Source organism: Salinactinospora qingdaonensis (genome assembly GCF_039539445.1).
GTDB lineage: Bacteria > Actinomycetota > Actinomycetes > Streptosporangiales > Streptosporangiaceae > Salinactinospora > Salinactinospora qingdaonensis.
Map to the genome: position 1 here is coordinate 20,651 of NZ_BAABDD010000011.1, position 14,423 is coordinate 35,073.

At 68.5% G+C, this 14,423-nt stretch carries 10 protein-coding genes; 3 read left to right on the plus strand and 7 right to left on the minus strand.

Annotation, left to right across the window (positions count from 1 at the left end):
* The first annotated feature begins 545 nt into the window (after nucleotides 1-545).
* A complete protein-coding gene (locus ABD848_RS13360) occupies nucleotides 546-785 on the plus strand; it encodes a hypothetical protein (protein WP_344971589.1) in 240 nt (79 codons plus the stop codon).
* A 93-nt stretch (nucleotides 786-878) separates the two neighbouring features.
* Here ABD848_RS13360 and ABD848_RS13365 read toward each other — a convergent pair whose 3' ends face one another.
* Together ABD848_RS13365 and ABD848_RS13370 are read right to left on the minus strand one after the other, a co-directional pair.
* Entirely contained in the window at nucleotides 879-1,190 is a 312-nt protein-coding gene (locus ABD848_RS13365; protein ID WP_344971591.1) for a DUF6167 family protein, read from the minus strand.
* Nucleotides 1,187-1,579, minus strand: coding sequence for a DUF948 domain-containing protein (locus ABD848_RS13370; RefSeq protein WP_344971593.1), 393 nt, complete (start codon nucleotides 1,577-1,579; stop codon nucleotides 1,187-1,189). Before ABD848_RS13370 ends, ABD848_RS13365 begins: the two co-directional genes overlap by 4 nt.
* A 467-nt stretch (nucleotides 1,580-2,046) precedes the next feature.
* Between ABD848_RS13370 and ABD848_RS13375 the strand changes: the two genes are divergently transcribed.
* Complete coding sequence (locus ABD848_RS13375; RefSeq protein ID WP_344971595.1) at nucleotides 2,047-3,678, plus strand: serine/threonine-protein kinase; 1,632 nt, start codon at nucleotides 2,047-2,049, stop codon at nucleotides 3,676-3,678.
* An 836-nt stretch (nucleotides 3,679-4,514) separates the two neighbouring features.
* Here ABD848_RS13375 and ABD848_RS13380 read toward each other — a convergent pair.
* The 5 genes from ABD848_RS13380 to ABD848_RS13400 all read right to left on the minus strand — a co-directional run bounded on the left by ABD848_RS13380 (nucleotide 4,515) and on the right by ABD848_RS13400 (nucleotide 12,611).
* A complete protein-coding gene (locus ABD848_RS13380) occupies nucleotides 4,515-5,840 on the minus strand; it encodes a replication-associated recombination protein A (protein WP_344971597.1) in 1,326 nt (441 codons plus the stop codon).
* 130 nt (nucleotides 5,841-5,970) lie between these two features.
* Nucleotides 5,971-6,687: a phosphatase PAP2 family protein gene (locus tag ABD848_RS13385; RefSeq protein ID WP_344971599.1), complete on the minus strand. Its 717-nt coding sequence runs from the start codon at nucleotides 6,685-6,687 to the stop codon at nucleotides 5,971-5,973.
* A gap of 403 nt (nucleotides 6,688-7,090) precedes the next feature.
* The gene (locus ABD848_RS13390) at nucleotides 7,091-9,112 is read right to left on the minus strand and encodes a SpoIIE family protein phosphatase (protein WP_344971601.1); all 2,022 of its coding nucleotides are present in this window, start codon (nucleotides 9,110-9,112) and stop codon (nucleotides 7,091-7,093) included.
* An 889-nt stretch (nucleotides 9,113-10,001) separates the two neighbouring features.
* Nucleotides 10,002-11,774, minus strand: a complete 1,773-nt coding sequence (gene aspS, locus ABD848_RS13395) for an aspartate--tRNA ligase (protein WP_344971603.1) — start codon at nucleotides 11,772-11,774, stop codon at nucleotides 10,002-10,004.
* 159 nt (nucleotides 11,775-11,933) lie between these two features.
* The gene (locus tag ABD848_RS13400) at nucleotides 11,934-12,611 is read right to left on the minus strand and encodes an MBL fold metallo-hydrolase (RefSeq protein ID WP_344971605.1); all 678 of its coding nucleotides are present in this window, start codon (nucleotides 12,609-12,611) and stop codon (nucleotides 11,934-11,936) included.
* Between the two features lie 574 nt (nucleotides 12,612-13,185).
* On the opposite strand from ABD848_RS13400, the gene ABD848_RS13405 reads away from it, so the two are divergent.
* Nucleotides 13,186-14,421, plus strand: coding sequence for a DUF349 domain-containing protein (locus ABD848_RS13405; protein ID WP_344971609.1), 1,236 nt, complete (start codon nucleotides 13,186-13,188; stop codon nucleotides 14,419-14,421).
* Nucleotides 14,422-14,423: the final 2 nt, after the last annotated feature.

Consider the following 14,423-nt stretch of genomic DNA (forward strand, 5'->3'; position numbering starts at 1 on the left):
ATCGGTACTGCTCGTTTGGGACGGGGCCGGCGACGGAGGGCAGCGAGGACGAGCGGTGGGTAAGGGTGGTTTGGGTGTCGGTGCCGTGGCGCTTGGGGTTGCCGGCGGTGGGGGCGGGCGGGGTAGGCGAGGCGGTTTCCGGGTGGTGCGGGCGGCGAGAGCGGGGTGGGGTGGCGTTGGGGTTACTGACTGGTAGGGCAGGGGTGTGAAGGGCGAGGGGTTGGGGTGGTGGGGTAGAGGGTGGCTTTGGTGTCGTGATCGTGGCGAGTCGGGGCCGGTGGGCGATCCTGGTGGCCCATAATCGCCGAGCGGGCGCCCTTCGTCGGGATCGTGGCAACACTGGGCGCGGTCACCGACCCCTATCCGCGTCCGGTTTGGCTGGTTATGCCGCTTTCCCGATGGGGGAGAATGTTGATTCTCGAACGAGTGTCTCGCATGTTGGGCGTTCGGGCTGCGGCCGTGGGGGACTATTGGGGCTTTGTCGCTTTTGCGGGTGCGGTTCTCGCGACCTCTCTGACGAGCAGTTCGACCGCTACACCCAAACCGTGACCGCGCTACTGACCGCCCTGGGCCTGGACGTCCACGTCCCTCACCACCGCGCCCCGGGCTCGCTGGAGGTGCGCAACCCCCGCACCGGACAAACCCTCGAACTCGACATGCGCGACGACCGCAGCGCCGAATGGAACCTCGAAGCCGGCGACGACATCCCCGAAGGCACCAGCGCCACCGGAATCGCCACCCAGATCTCACGCATCCTCGGCGCCATACCACCCGGCGACAACTGAACACGACAGCACTCCCGTGGGCGGCCCTTGCCAACCCCGGCGGTCTAACCGCTAAGCAGGGGCCGCCCTTGTGCGGCGGGCTAGCGGCCTCGCCTATCGGCGGCGGTAGTGTTCTGGGGGTTCGGGAAGGCCGTTAGGGCTGGTCCCGTTGGGGAACTTGGGGGTCAGCGCGGGGCGGGCCGAGGCGGGCTCGTGGCGGTTGCGCAGTTCGGCTTCGCGCTGCTGCACGGCCGCGGCGACATCCTCGTTGAACTCGCGCAAGGCGCTGCGGTAGTCGGCCACCCGGTCCTCGACCCGGTGGGCGATGCCCTCGGGGCTCCACGAGCGGGCGGCGCGGTTGAGCTTGTAGACGACGTATCCGCCGAGGGCGGCCCCGGCGGCGAAATAGACGATGCGACCGATCATGCGCGCTCCTTCCGTCGGCGCGTCCGCACGAGGGCCAGCGCACGGCGCTGCCCTAGTACACGGCGCACGCCGTAGGACACCGAGGCGACCTTGACCAGGGGGCCGGTGACCGCCGAGCGTGTCAGTGCGGTCATGCTGGAAACATCCTCGGCGGTGGTGGCGACGTTGCCGGTGATCTCCTCGATGCGCTCCAGCGAGGCGTTGGCCCGCTCCACGGTCGCCGCCACGTCGTCGAGTAGGGGCGCCGTCCGTTGACCGAACTCCGAGACGACCTTGGTCGTCTCGTTGAGCAGCCGGATGAGCTTGACGAGGGCCACGCACAGGAACGCCGTGAGGATCGCCCAGACCACGGCGACGATCAGAGCGGCTACCTCTGCTCCGGTGAGCATGCGGACTCCGTTGACGAGTTGGGGTGAGCTGTCGCCGGGCGGGAGAGGAAGGCAGGGGCTCGCGGGAACCGCTGTAGAGAGGGGGCTCCCCTGCCAGGGTGTGAGGGGTGCTCTCCTACCGGCGCCCGCCGTACCGGCCCGGTCGACGAACCGAAATCTGAATCGGTTCGACCCTATCGTGCCTGGAGGCGTGCCGACCGCTCGACTGAGCGGCGCGTCATGAAAGTCGTGACAGTACTGTGCCTATGTGGTGCCACAGAGCCGAACAGATCGGTCTTTGCGGTGGCCAGCGCAGTGCCTTGCCAGGAAACAGGCGCCATCTCACCCCAAGGTTCGGTCGAGATTCAGGCACAATACCGGATAAGCAATGACCTCTCCCCAGAGGCGGGTCTCCCCGGATCGCCAGTGGACGATTGCCGGGAAGGTCCGCCTCCCGCCGCCCAATCCGCAGAAGACAGGACCCCCGTATGAGTCGACGCGCGGAGCGGACAGTCTCCGTTCTGGTCCCGCCGGATCTCGCTCCCCTGGCCAATGAAGATCCGCGCACGATTGGCCCCTACGTGCTGATCGGGCGCGTCAATTCCGGTCGTGCCGCGACGGTGTACGCGGCAGTGGACCCGGCAGCCACTGGCGACGCCACTGTGGTGGCCGTGAAGGTGCCCCATGCCGCTTACCCGGCTGACGAGGCGGTTCGCGCGGAGTTGGACCGCCGGCTGCGGGCGCTGACGGGGGTGGACGGCCGCGGCTATGTGCGCCCGATCGCGTTCGACGCCAACGCGCGGGTGCCTTGGCTGGCCATGCCCTTCGTGCCCGGGGTCATGCTGGAGCAGTACGTGCGCAAGCGCGGAGCGCTCAGCGATGGCAGGCTGGTCGCCCTGGGGGCGGGGCTGGCGGAGAGCCTTGCGACGCTGCACCGCTTCGAGCTGGCCCACGGTGACCTCAAGCCCGGCAACGTGGTGCTCACCTCGTCGGGGCCGCGGGTGCTGGACTGCGCGCTGCCCGGTGACGCGCTCGCGCCGCCGCACGCGGCGGCGTGGACGAGCCCGGAGCGGCTCCGGGGTGGCCCACCCACGGCGGCCGGCGACGTGTTCGCGTGGGGGGCGGTGGTGGCTTTCGCCTCGACCGGCCGGTTGCCGTTCGGGGAGCAGTCGGGCGACGGCCCCGACCTTGCGGGAGTCAACGCAGAACTTGAGCCTCTGGTACGCGACTGCCTTTCCCCCACCCCCGATGATCGCCCAACGGCACGGGAGTTGCTGGAGGCCGTGGGTGCTGTTGGGGAGTCGCTGTCGTCGGAGGTGGCGGGGGCCACGCCGGTGGCGGGCACGTCGATCACGCGGGTGCTCGCGCGCGAATGGCGGGGGATCGTGGAGCCGGCGGGGCTGCCTCGGGTGGTGCGCCTGGACGGCAAGGGGGCAGGCGGCACATCCGGTACCGGCAGGCCGGGTGGCCGACTGGCGCTTGTGGCCGGCGGTGTGGTACTGGCCGTAGTGGTGGTCGGGGGTGCGACGTGGGCCGGTGTGGCGGCCATGGGTGGTCCGCCTGAGGCGGCGCCTTCCTCCTCGCCCTCGACCACACCGACGTCGACGCCGACGGAGTCGACGACGCCGGAGGGGCCGCGCACGGCGCTGGTGCGTTTCGAGGCGCTGGAGCAGCCCAACCCGGTGCAGGGGCCGTGGGTCTACACGGAGGTGGAGCGCTCCGGGGTCTCGCCGGAGCCGTCGCCGGGAGCCGAGCAGCTCACCCCCGAGCAGTTCAGCAGCGGTTTCGTCGAGGTCGCGGAGTCGTCGCAGCCGTCGGAAGCCTACATCGCCCCCGACGCCGAGGTGATGTGCGCACAGTTCTGCCTGTCCCCGGGGCAGGTCTCCTCCGACCCGCAAGGGCGGGGTACCTACGAGGTCACCGGTCAGGACTTCATCAACTACCTGGGCTGGGGCCAGGTCGTGATCGCTGAGGTGGAGTTCGCCGCGGCGGGTGAGGAGACGCCCGGCGCGAGCGGCACCGCCCCTACGGCCGGGACGTCGAACACCGCTGGAGCGTCCCCGTCCTCGGAGGTGCCTGAGATCGTACGGATCACCGAGATCTTCACCCCGTCGCAGTAGGCGCTGCTGGGCCGAGTGAGCGGCCGAGGCGTCGTCCCGGGCGGGCCGGATGGTTGGGGCGGTGCGCTCGGTCGTGCAGGTTGATGCGGTGACGGCAGGGGATCGTGGTGGGAACCACTCCCCCTTGTGGCGACAGCCGTGGTTCGGACGGGCTTTCCCCTGCCAGCGGTTCACAGCGCCAGAACGCGGCCAGGGTGCGCGGGAAAGATGGTCGGTTTCTGCCGATCCTTAGCGCATGACCGCAAGAACGAGCGAGAATCCGCACAGTAGCCAATAGTTGCCTTATGGGTTTTCTCTTCGCTCTCCCCCATCACTGCTGGCCGTGGATTTCGCGCGCGTGCCAGATCGTCTCAAGGCGTGGGGGCGGCGTCGACGCGCACGGCCGCGGCCACCTGGGGCTGTCGGGGAAGCGCAGCGGTTCCAGCGCCGGACGGCGCCGGGAGTGCTGGGGTTGGCACCCTGGGAAAAGGACTCGGTAGTGCTGCCTGCGAAGCCGGTAAGTGGTCGAGGGAGGCGGCCTTTGGCACAGCAGGACCCGGCCGATCACACGGTTGGGCGCGAAGCGCCGGGGGCTCTTCCCAGTCGAGATGGCCGAGCCGCTGCGAAGCGTGGCGCGGCTGTCGGTTGGCGTAGCTGCGAGCGCGGAAGTTCTCGGTTTCGTCACGGATGCTGCGGAACCGCTGACGGTAACGCGCATCTTCGGCGGTGTCGGCGATCGGGGCCGCATCCGGGGGCAACCACACCGTCCGGGGAGGCAAATGGGAAGAAGAGGACTGACCGCATCTGGCTAGTGGCGGCGCGCCCGTGTGGCGAGGGGGCGCGCCGCGGCGGAGCGGTCATGTCGCGCGCCCGCGCAGGGCCTCCTTGATGCGGGTGAGGATCTCACCGAAGCGGCGCTCGGCACCGTGGGAGGTGGGGCGGTAGTACTCGCGGTCGGCCACGGCGTCGGGGGCGTAGCGTTGGGCGGCTACCCCGCCGGGATGGTCGTGGGCGTACTGGTAGCCCTCGCCGTGGCCCAACTGTTGGGCGCCCTTGTAGTGGGCGTCGCGCAGGTGGAGCGGCACGGGGCCGACTCGCCCGGCGCGCACGTCGGCCATGGCCGCGTCGATGGCGGTGATGACCGCGTTGGACTTGGGGGCCAACGCGATATGGATGACGGCCTGGGCGAGGTTGATGCGGGCCTCGGGCAGCCCGATCAGATCGACGGCCTGGGCGGCGGCCACGGCGGCCTGTAGGGCGGTGGGGTCGGCCATGCCGACGTCCTCGCTGGCGTGGACGACGATGCGGCGGGCGATGAAGCGTGGGTCCTCGCCGGCTTCGATCATGCGCGCCAGGTAGTGCAGGGCCGCGTCGACGTCACTGCCGCGCATGCTCTTGATGAAGGCGCTGACGACGTCGTAATGCTGGTCGCCGGAACGGTCGTAGCGCACGGCATGGCGGTCGACGGCACGTTCGACGTCGTCGCCGGTGATCTCGCGGCGTTGCCCGGCCACGAGCACGGCCGCCTCCAGGTAGGTCAGCGAGCGTCGCGCGTCGCCGCCGGCCAACTGTACGAGGTGGTCGAAGGCCTCGTCGGTGAGCGTGTAGGCCCCGTTGAGGCCGTGCTGCTCGGTTAGGGCGCGCTCGACGACGGTGCGGATGTCGGCGTCGTCAAGGGATTGCAGGGTCAGCAGCAGGGAGCGCGACATGAGGGGGCTGATCACGGAGAAAAACGGGTTCTCGGTGGTGGCGCCGATGAAGCTGACCCACCGGTTCTCCACTGCCGGCAGGAGCGCGTCTTGCTGGGTCTTGGTGAAGCGGTGCACCTCGTCGATGAACAGCAGCGTGCGGGTGCCGCGCATGCCCATCTCGCGGCGCGCCTCGTCGATGACGGCGCGCACGTCCTTGACTCCGGCGGTGACGGCCGACAGTTCCACGAAGCGGCGCTGGGTCACCCGGCTGACGACACTGGCCAGGGTGGTTTTGCCGGTGCCCGGCGGACCCCACAGGAACAGCGACATGGGGGCGTCGTCTTCGACGAGGCGGCGCAGCGGGCTGCCGGGGCCCAGCAAGTGGGGCTGGCCCACTACTTCGTCGAGGGTGCGGGGACGCATGCGCACCGCCAGCGGCTCTTGGCTGCGCTGCGCTTCGGCCCCGGCGTCGTCGAACAGCGTTTCGGACACACCCCCAGCCTATTGGTTGCTCTCGCCTCTCAACGGTCGGGCCTTTCCCCGCCCCTGCCCTGGTTTCCCGGTCCGTCGTCGCCCAGTGCCGTCCAGGAGGGCCATTGTGGTCCTACAGCGGCTGGCTGGCCTACCGCCGGCCCAGCGGCTTCGATGCCGGTCTCGTGCGTCTGGCGCGCGCCCGGGAGGAGCGCAGCGGTGCGTCACGGCGGCCCGGTCGACGTTGCAGAGGGGCCGGTGGTGGGGCCGGGTGGCTCTGCCGGGCAGCCAGCGGGGGACGAGCGGGCCACAGGCCCCACAGCAGCAACGCGATGCCCCACCCGAGGAGGGCCCCGCCGACGGTGTCGGAGAGCCAGTGCGCCCCTAGGTAGATCCTGCTCCAGGCCATGACGACCGTCACGGCCAGCGTCGCCGCCAGTGCCCAGGCGCGGTGGTTCCGCGCCACCGCGACCAGCGCCATCCCCATGACGGCGGCGTAGGCGGTGTGGCCAGAGGGGAAAGCCGAAGTGTGAGTGGCCACGAGTGGCTCAGGGGGGCGCGGACGGCCCAACAGTTCCTTGAATGCCTCCACGGTGATGGCTGAGGTGAAAATCCAGGCCAAGAGCACCAGCGCGAGGTCGCTCCAGCGGCGCGCCCAGGCCAGGGGCGCGAGGATGATCACCATCGGCACGGCTCCCCACGGCCGCATGCCCCCATAGTGCAGCAGCGTGGCAACAGCGGTGAGCGCGGTCTCGCGCCCGGTTACCGCCCAAGTCGTGACGGTTTCGTCCAGGCCGTGGAAGGGCGGCGGAGCCGGACCGATGAGCATGGACAGGGCAAGGGCGCCGAAAAGCGCCAAAGCGGCCACGCCGGCGAGTAGCGGCGCGTAGCGGAGAACGGGAACGCCTCCTCTCGCTGGTCTGAATCCAGCCGCATGCCGGGCGCGCCCGCCCGGTCTCCCCGCTGCCGGGACACCCCGCAACCAGCGGTAGAGCCCCGGCCTGGGGACGTGCCGTCTTCGCGGCCGGCCGGATGGACTACCGGGTCGATTCACCTTCTCCTACCCCGCCCCGCCTCGGGAAAAAGTCCTGGCTGGGCGGGGCCGCCGGGCCACGGCAGCGGTGCACAGCCCCGGCTCGCGCCGGTGGCGGTGTGGCCCTGGGTCGGCGATGGCGCGTGCGCTGGAAGAACACCTGGCTGGGACAACTTCGGCCGCGCTGAGCAGCAGCGACAGGGAGGTCAGCGGGCTGGACGGCGCTGCGACGGCACAGTCACCGTTTGCGGGCGATGAGGATGGCGATGTCGTCGCCGCGGCCGGCCGGCGTGAGATCGGCCAACGAGGTCGCGGCAGCGTGGACGTCGGTGGCCAGGTCGGCCAGGGCACGGCCCACGTGCTGCATACCGTCCTCCATGGGCACCTGGGGGCTTTCGACCAGGCCGTCGGTGCACATGAGCAGAGTCTCGCCCGAGGCGAGGGCGCGCGTGGTGACGGGATACTTGCTGTCGGCGTCAACGCCGACCGGTGGGCCGGTCTCGGGTTCCCAGACCTCGAAGAAGTCGGTGGTGGCGATGACGGCCGGCGGGTGCCCGGCCCAGGCCGCCTGAACATGGCCGTTGTCGAGGTCGAGGACGAGGTAGCCGCAGGTGGCGAAGACGATCTCGCCGGTTTCACTCAGCAGCCGGTTGGTTTCGGACAGTACCGCCCCGGGATCGATCTGGTTGGCGGCGTAGGCACGGAACGCCACGCGAATCTGGCCCATCGCGGCGGCGGCTTCGACACCGTGGCCCTGGACGTCTCCGATGAGCAGCCCGATCCGGCGTTCGGGCAGTTTGATGACGTCGTAGAAGTCGCCGCAGACCCGCCAGCCGGCGCGGGCGGGCAGGTAGCGGGCGGCCACGTCGAGTTCGGGGATGTCGGGAAGCTGAGGCGGCAGCATACGGCGCTGCATCGCGTCGGCCAGTTCGAGTTCGGCCTGCTGGCGGCTGATGCGTTGCAGCGCCTGGCCGGCGAGCCCCGCCAGGGTGAGCATGAGTGCCCGCTCGTCGGGAGTGGCGTGGTGAGGCTGGGTCCACGACACCGACCACACGCCCAGCGCCACCCGGCGGTCCCCGAATATCGGCGCCAGCGCCCAGGACTGCTCGTTGGTGTGGTGCAGCGTGGCCTGCACGATGGGGAAGCGTTCCAGCACCTCGGCGCGGCTCTCGAAAAAGCGAGGCTGGCGGTCGTGCAAGACCGCGGCGATGGGCGAGGAGAGGTCGGAGATGTCTCCGCCGTCGCAAAACTGGATCACGTCGAAGCCGGGGTCGAGCGGAGCGTGCACGCGCAGCCGGCCTTCTTCGACGAGGGTGACGCCGGCGGAGTTGCCGTCGAAGATGGGGACGAAATCCTCAGCGAGCAGCCGGACGACCTCCTCGACGGTGGTCGCGGAGACGAGCTTGGCGGCGAGTTCGTTGACCTGGCGCCCCTGGGCCGCCTCGATGCGGCGGCGATCCGCGAGACGACGCACGAGTTGGACGTGCTCGGTGACGTCGTCGATGATGCCGATGAGGCGAGGTCTGTCGCTGGCCTGGTAACGAGCGCGAGCATGCAGCCACCGTTCGTCGCCGACCTGGTCGAACATGCGAAACCGCTGCTCGTAGTCGTGGCCGCTGTAGGAGGCTTCCAGGGCGTCACGCAGCCGCGCGATGTCATCGCGGTGGACCCTGGCCAGACACTCCTCCAAGGTTTGGCTGTCGCCGGCCAATAGTCGGCCCAGCGGCGAGGGGCCGAACAGTTCCCCCAACTCTCCGGTTTCTAGGTCCAGTGTCCACAGCGCGGTGTCGGAGTTTTCGGTATGCAGTTCAGCGATGGTGCGCAGGGTGTCATCGTCTTCCTGCGCCGGTTGGCACAGCACGACGAGACCAACGGAGCGCTCGTCCTCACTGGGTAGTTGACGCGCTTCGACGACGATCCGGCGCGGGCCGCTGGTTCCGGGGATGTGCAGGGCAGGCCGGGGAGCCTCCGGTGTTCCTTCCACCGCAGCGCGGTGGAGTTGCCACCCCCGCTCGGTGTCCTCCGCGGTGAGCATGGTGGGCCACTGCTGCCCCTGAACTTGTCCTGGGGCGGCTCCTACCAGTTCCTCAAAGGCGTGGTTGGCCAGCAGGATCGTGCCCTCGTGAGCGACGATCACCATGGCCGCCGGCGCGTGCAGAAACGCAGCACCGGAGGGATCGCCCATAGCCGACGTGGCTGTGGTGTCGGCCAATCCCCCCGAGCCGACGAAGCTATCGTTCGTGCCGGTTGTGCCATTCACGTATAGATCATCCCTGCGTGATAACGAATGCCCACCCAACCGCGTGAGTCTCCCAGAGAACATCTTGATTCGGCTCAGTTTATCGAGAAAAAAGACCGTTTGGTCAGGTCAGAGCGCCTCCACCCGAGCTTGTCCAACGTTGGTGGGACGCCCACTGATTCCCGTGGACATTCCGCCACAAGATGCGACAAAACAGACGAAGGGGAGGCTTTCCACCGCTGGAACCAACCACTTTTTGACGTAATACTTACTTGCACATGACGCCGTATAGGTAAACCGCCCCTTGCTTGCCCACGGTATCGACCCTCCGGGATGGACAGGAAAAACAGCCCTCACAGAGGAGGGGATGCCGAGAGGTGCCTCGATGGCTTTTGTCAAGCAGGGTGGGGAGGTGACGTCGTTCGCTCCTACCTCGACCGCTGCGCGATCTCGGCAGCCTGAGGGAGCGCAGAAGCGGATGTGGCCGCAAACGATGCAGGCGGCCACCGGGATCAAAGGACACTGCCATGGCCCGAGACACCACAACGGGTGTCCCTCCCGCCCCCAGGCGCCAGACCGCAACGCCCACCCCCCACACCCCCGGGCGAAGGGGATCTCGGGGGCGGCGTCAGGTTACGACACCTCCCCCAGACACAACCTGCCCCTGGTTGCTGAGATCGCGGAGCGATCGAAGCACGAGCGGCGGGAAACACGCACCCCCACCCCACCTTTCCCGCCGGCAAGAGGCCGGCATCCGCCAGCCGCGCTACGGCGGGGCATACGGTCACGACAGCACGGGACCGCAGCGCCGGCGAATCTTTTCGGAAAGCGAGCGGGGCGATGCGAGTGTGGCGGTGGTGACGCGCCCTTGGTGGGCACCGCACCACCGCCACGGACAGCCAAAACGGTGTTAGGACCGCTTACGCTGATCAGAAGGTGGGACCACGCGGATGTGCACATCGGAAAGCTGGCGCTGCGACACCGGCGCCGGAGCGCCCATCATCAGATCCTGGGCGTTCTGGTTGAGCGGGAACGCGATGGTCTCGCGGAGGTTGGGCTGGTCGGCCAGCAGCATGATGATCCGGTCGACACCGGGGGCGATGCCACCGTGGGGCGGCGCGCCGTACTGGAGGGCGCGCAGCATCCCGCCGAACCTCGCCTCGACCTCCTCGCGGCTGTAGCCGGCGATCGCGAACGCCTTGTACATGATCTCGGGCTGGTGGTTACGGATCGCCCCCGAGGACAGCTCCACCCCGTTACAGACGATGTCGTACTGCCAGGCCAAGATGTCGAGCGGGTCCTGGTTGTCCAGTGCCTCTTCGCCGCCCTGGGGCATGGAGAAGGGGTTGTGGCTGAATTCGATCTCGCCTTCGTCGGAAAGCTCGTACATGGGGAAGTCGACGATCCAGCAGAACCGGAAAGCGTTCTCTTCAAACTGCTCGGCACGGCGGCTCAGCTCGACCCGCACCGGCGCCATGATCCGGTTGATCTGCTCATCGGTGTCGCTGGCGCAGAAGAACAGGCCGCTTCCGGCCTCCCCGCCGGTCTCGGCCAGCAGCTCCTCGGCGATGTCGCCGACGAACTTGGCGATGGGGCCGCTGAACTGCCGGCTCTCGTCGACCTTGAGCCAGGCCAGCCCTTGGGCGCCCATCTCGACGGCGTAGTCGCCGATGCTGTCGTAGAAGGAGCGGGGACGGTCGGCGATGCCGGGAACGGCCACGGCACGCACCCGCTTGCCGGCGAAGGCCTTGAAGTCGGTCTTGGCGAACAGTTCGCTGACATCGGCCATGCGCAGCGGCGCCCGCAGGTCGGGCTTGTCGGTGCCGTACCAGGTCAAAGCGTCGCGGTAGGCGATCCGGGGAAACGGTGACGTCGTCTCCCGCTCCGGGGCGAACTCGTGGAAGAGGTCGGTCATCAAGCGCTCGATGACCTCGAAGACCTCGTCCTGCTCGACGAAGCTCATCTCGACGTCGAGCTGGTAGAACTCCCCCGGCGAGCGGTCGGCGCGGCTGTCTTCGTCCCGGAAGCAGGGCGCGATCTGGAAGTAGCGGTCGAAACCGGCGATCATCAGCATCTGCTTGAACTGCTGGGGCGCTTGCGGCAGTGCGAAAAACTCGCCGGGGTGCAGCCGCGACGGAACCAGGAAGTCGCGTGCCCCCTCTGGACTGGAGCTGGTCAGGATGGGGGTCTGGAACTCGTTGAAGCCCAGTTCGGTCATCCTGCGCCGGATGGCGGCGATGACGCGCGAACGCAGCACCACGTTGTTATGCATGCGTTCGCGCCGCAAGTCCAAGAAGCGGTAGGTCAACCGGCGATCTTCGGACGTGGCGTCCTCGGGGAAGACAGGGAAGGGCAGCTCGGGGCAGGTCCCCAGCACTTCGAGGTCAGTGACCTCGACCTCGACCTCGCCGGTGGCCAGCTCCGGGTTGACGTTTTCCGGGCTGCGCGCGAGGACGGTGCCGTCGACACGGATGACCGTCTCCTTGGAGACGCGGGCCAGCGGCTCAAACATCGGCGACTCGGGGCGAGCCAGCAACTGGACGAGTCCGTAGTGGTCCCGCAGATCGACGAACAGCAGACCGCCGAGGTTGCGACGGTTGTGCACCCAGCCCGACAGGCGCACCTCCGCTCCAACATCGTGGCTACTGAGCTGGCCACAGGTATGAGTCCGATAACGGTGCATGAGGTACCAAGTTCACTAACGACGCGGCTGATGAAGAGCCGGCGGCCCAACATCCGCCCCAGGCGAGGCGGGACGCGGCAAGCCGTCCAGACTTGAGAAATCCTACCGGCAACACGGCCAGTGATCCGCTGTCCAGCCCAGGGCCCGGCTCTGTGCAGGTCAGCCGATACCGCGCAGGAAGGGGTTGGTGGCACGCTCCTGGCCCACTGTGGTCTGCGGTCCGTGACCAGGCAAGACGGTGGTGTCGTCGGGGCGGCTCAGGCAGACACGTTGCAGGCTGTCCAGGATCGTGGGGTGGTCCCCGCCGGGAAAGTCCGTGCGACCGATGGAACCGGCGAAGAGAAGGTCGCCGGTGAACAGCACCTCAGGCTGGTCGTCGCCGGCGGGCAGTGCGAAGACGACCGAGCCGGGCGTATGGCCGGGCACGTGGTGCACGGTGATCTGCAACCCGGCCAAGGCCACCGTGTCGGCGTCGGCTAGTTCCACCAGGTGGTCAGGCTCGCCGGGCACCTGCCCGCCCAGCAGGGCCGAGAGTTGCCCCACCATGGCGGGGTCGAGGCCGGCGGCCGGGTCGGTAAGCAGCCCCCGATCCTGCGGATGGATATGCACGGGAACGTTGTACTCGCGGCTCACGCTGGCAGCCGACCAGACGTGGTCGAAGTGGCCATGGGTCAGCAGCACCCCAGTCGGGGTGAGACGGTGCTCCGCCAACAGCTTCGCCAGCCCCTCCGTAGCCTCCTGGCCAGGATCGACGATGACGCATCCGTTGCCGGCCGCCGGCGCGACCACATAACAGTTCGCGGCCAGTGGCCCGGCGGGGTAAGCGGCGATGAGCACGGCGGCAGATGACCTCGTTTCCGTGTCGAACAGGGCAGCGGGCCGGTCGGTGCGCAGTCCGGCCGTGCCCGCCCAAGCCTATCGGGACCACCGCGGGTGAGCGAGCGGCCGGCGCCGCGAGCAGCGGCTTGCCGAAAATGCCTGCTCATGTAACCGTAAAGGGTGACGAGTGCGACGGATCATCACCATTCGGTCACCGCCCATCGCGAAACTCTTTGCCAAAAGCCACGGCGATGCCATATTGGTCCATGCCCATGGGGCGCGCGAGGACACGTGTGGCCCCGACAATCGGTGGTGTGATCGAGGATCACCGCCCGGACGCCCCTCATCGCGGGACTGGCCAGCGCCTCCGGAACAGGTTTCGACGCACCGTCGCACAGCGGGCGAGAAAATCAGGTCATAGATCGACATAAGTCGCTACAGGTCGATACCTGCCGAACCGTATAGATATTGTGCAGAGTCACGGCAGCTCACCGGACTCGATCCGGATTTCCGAGTTCGCCGCGGCCACGACGACGCTGTGGCGACCAAGCGGACCTGACAAACGTCAGGCTCATGACAGCAGGAGGACACGGTGACCACGGACCCTTGGGGCCGCGTAGACGATGACGGCACGGTCTACGTGCGCACGAGTGAGGGCGAACGTGTCGTCGGGTCGTGGCAGGCCGGAGCGGCCGACGAGGCTCTCACGTTCTTCCGCCGGAAGTACGATGCGCTGGTGACCGAGGTCGAACTGCTAGAGAAGCGGCTCGACACCACGGACCTCTCGGCTTCCCAAGCCATGTCCAACATCGACAAGCTACGGGCCTCGGTACAGAATGCCAATGCCGTCGGTGACCTTGAGGCACTGTCACGGCGGCTGGACGCGCTGGCCGAACGCGCCGAACAGCGCAGAAACGAGCAGAAGCAGGCCGCCGAACAGGCCCGCCACGAGGCGCGCGACACGAAGGAACGCATCGTCGCCGAAGCCGAGCGCGTGGCAGCCGAGACCACGCACTGGAAGTCCGGTGGAGAGCGGATGCGCCAGCTCATCGACGAGTGGAAGGCCGCGCCCCGCGCCGACCGGGCCACGGAGCAGGCGCTGTGGAAGCGGATGTCGGCAGCGCGCAACTCCTTCTCCAAACGCCGCAAAGCCTACTTCGCCGGGTTGGACCAGCAGCGCGAGCAGGTGCGGCTGCAAAAGGAGAAGATCGTCGCCGAGGCCGAGTCGCTGCGCACCTCCACCGACTGGGGCCCCACGGCCGGGCAGTACCGCGAGCTGATGCAGCAGTGGAAGTCCGCTGGCCGCGCCGACCGGGCCAGCGAGGATCAACTGTGGGCACGGTTCAAGGCCGCCCAGGACGAGTTCTTCCAGGCCCGCAACGCCGCCTTCGCCGAACGTGACGCCGAACTGCGCGGCAACGCCGAGGTCAAGGAGCAGATCCTGGAGGAGGCCCGCAACGAGCTGCTTCCGGTCAGCGGCGATCCACGGGAGGCTCGGGCGCGGCTACGCGCCTACCAGGAGCGCTGGGATGCGGCCGGTCCCCTGCCCCGCGACTCCCGGGACCGGCTGGAAGGAGCTTTCCGCAAGCTCGAAGAGGCGGTGCGCAAGGCCGAGGAACAGGAGTGGGAGCGCACGAACCCTGAGGCTCGGGCGCGCGCCGAAGCGACGGTGACGCAACTGCGCGAATCCATCGGGCAACTGGAGCAACAGTTGGAGAAAGCCCGCACGGCCGGCAACGAGCGCAAGATCCGGGAGGCTGAAGACGCGCTCGTGGCTCGGCGTTCCTGGCTCAACGAAGCCGAGAAGGCGCTGGCGGAGATGAGCTAGCG

What these genes read in the sequence shown, in the direction of transcription:
- aspS (WP_344971603.1), bottom strand. Translation starts at nt 11,774, where the DNA reads ATGCACCGTTATCGGACTCATACCTGTGGCCAGCTCAGTAGCCACGAT.
- ABD848_RS13365 (WP_344971591.1), bottom strand. Translation starts at nt 1,190, where the DNA reads ATGATCGGTCGCATCGTCTATTTCGCCGCCGGGGCCGCCCTCGGCGGA.
- ABD848_RS13370 (WP_344971593.1), bottom strand. Translation starts at nt 1,579, where the DNA reads ATGCTCACCGGAGCAGAGGTAGCCGCTCTGATCGTCGCCGTGGTCTGG.
- ABD848_RS13375 (WP_344971595.1), top strand. Translation starts at nt 2,047, where the DNA reads ATGAGTCGACGCGCGGAGCGGACAGTCTCCGTTCTGGTCCCGCCGGAT.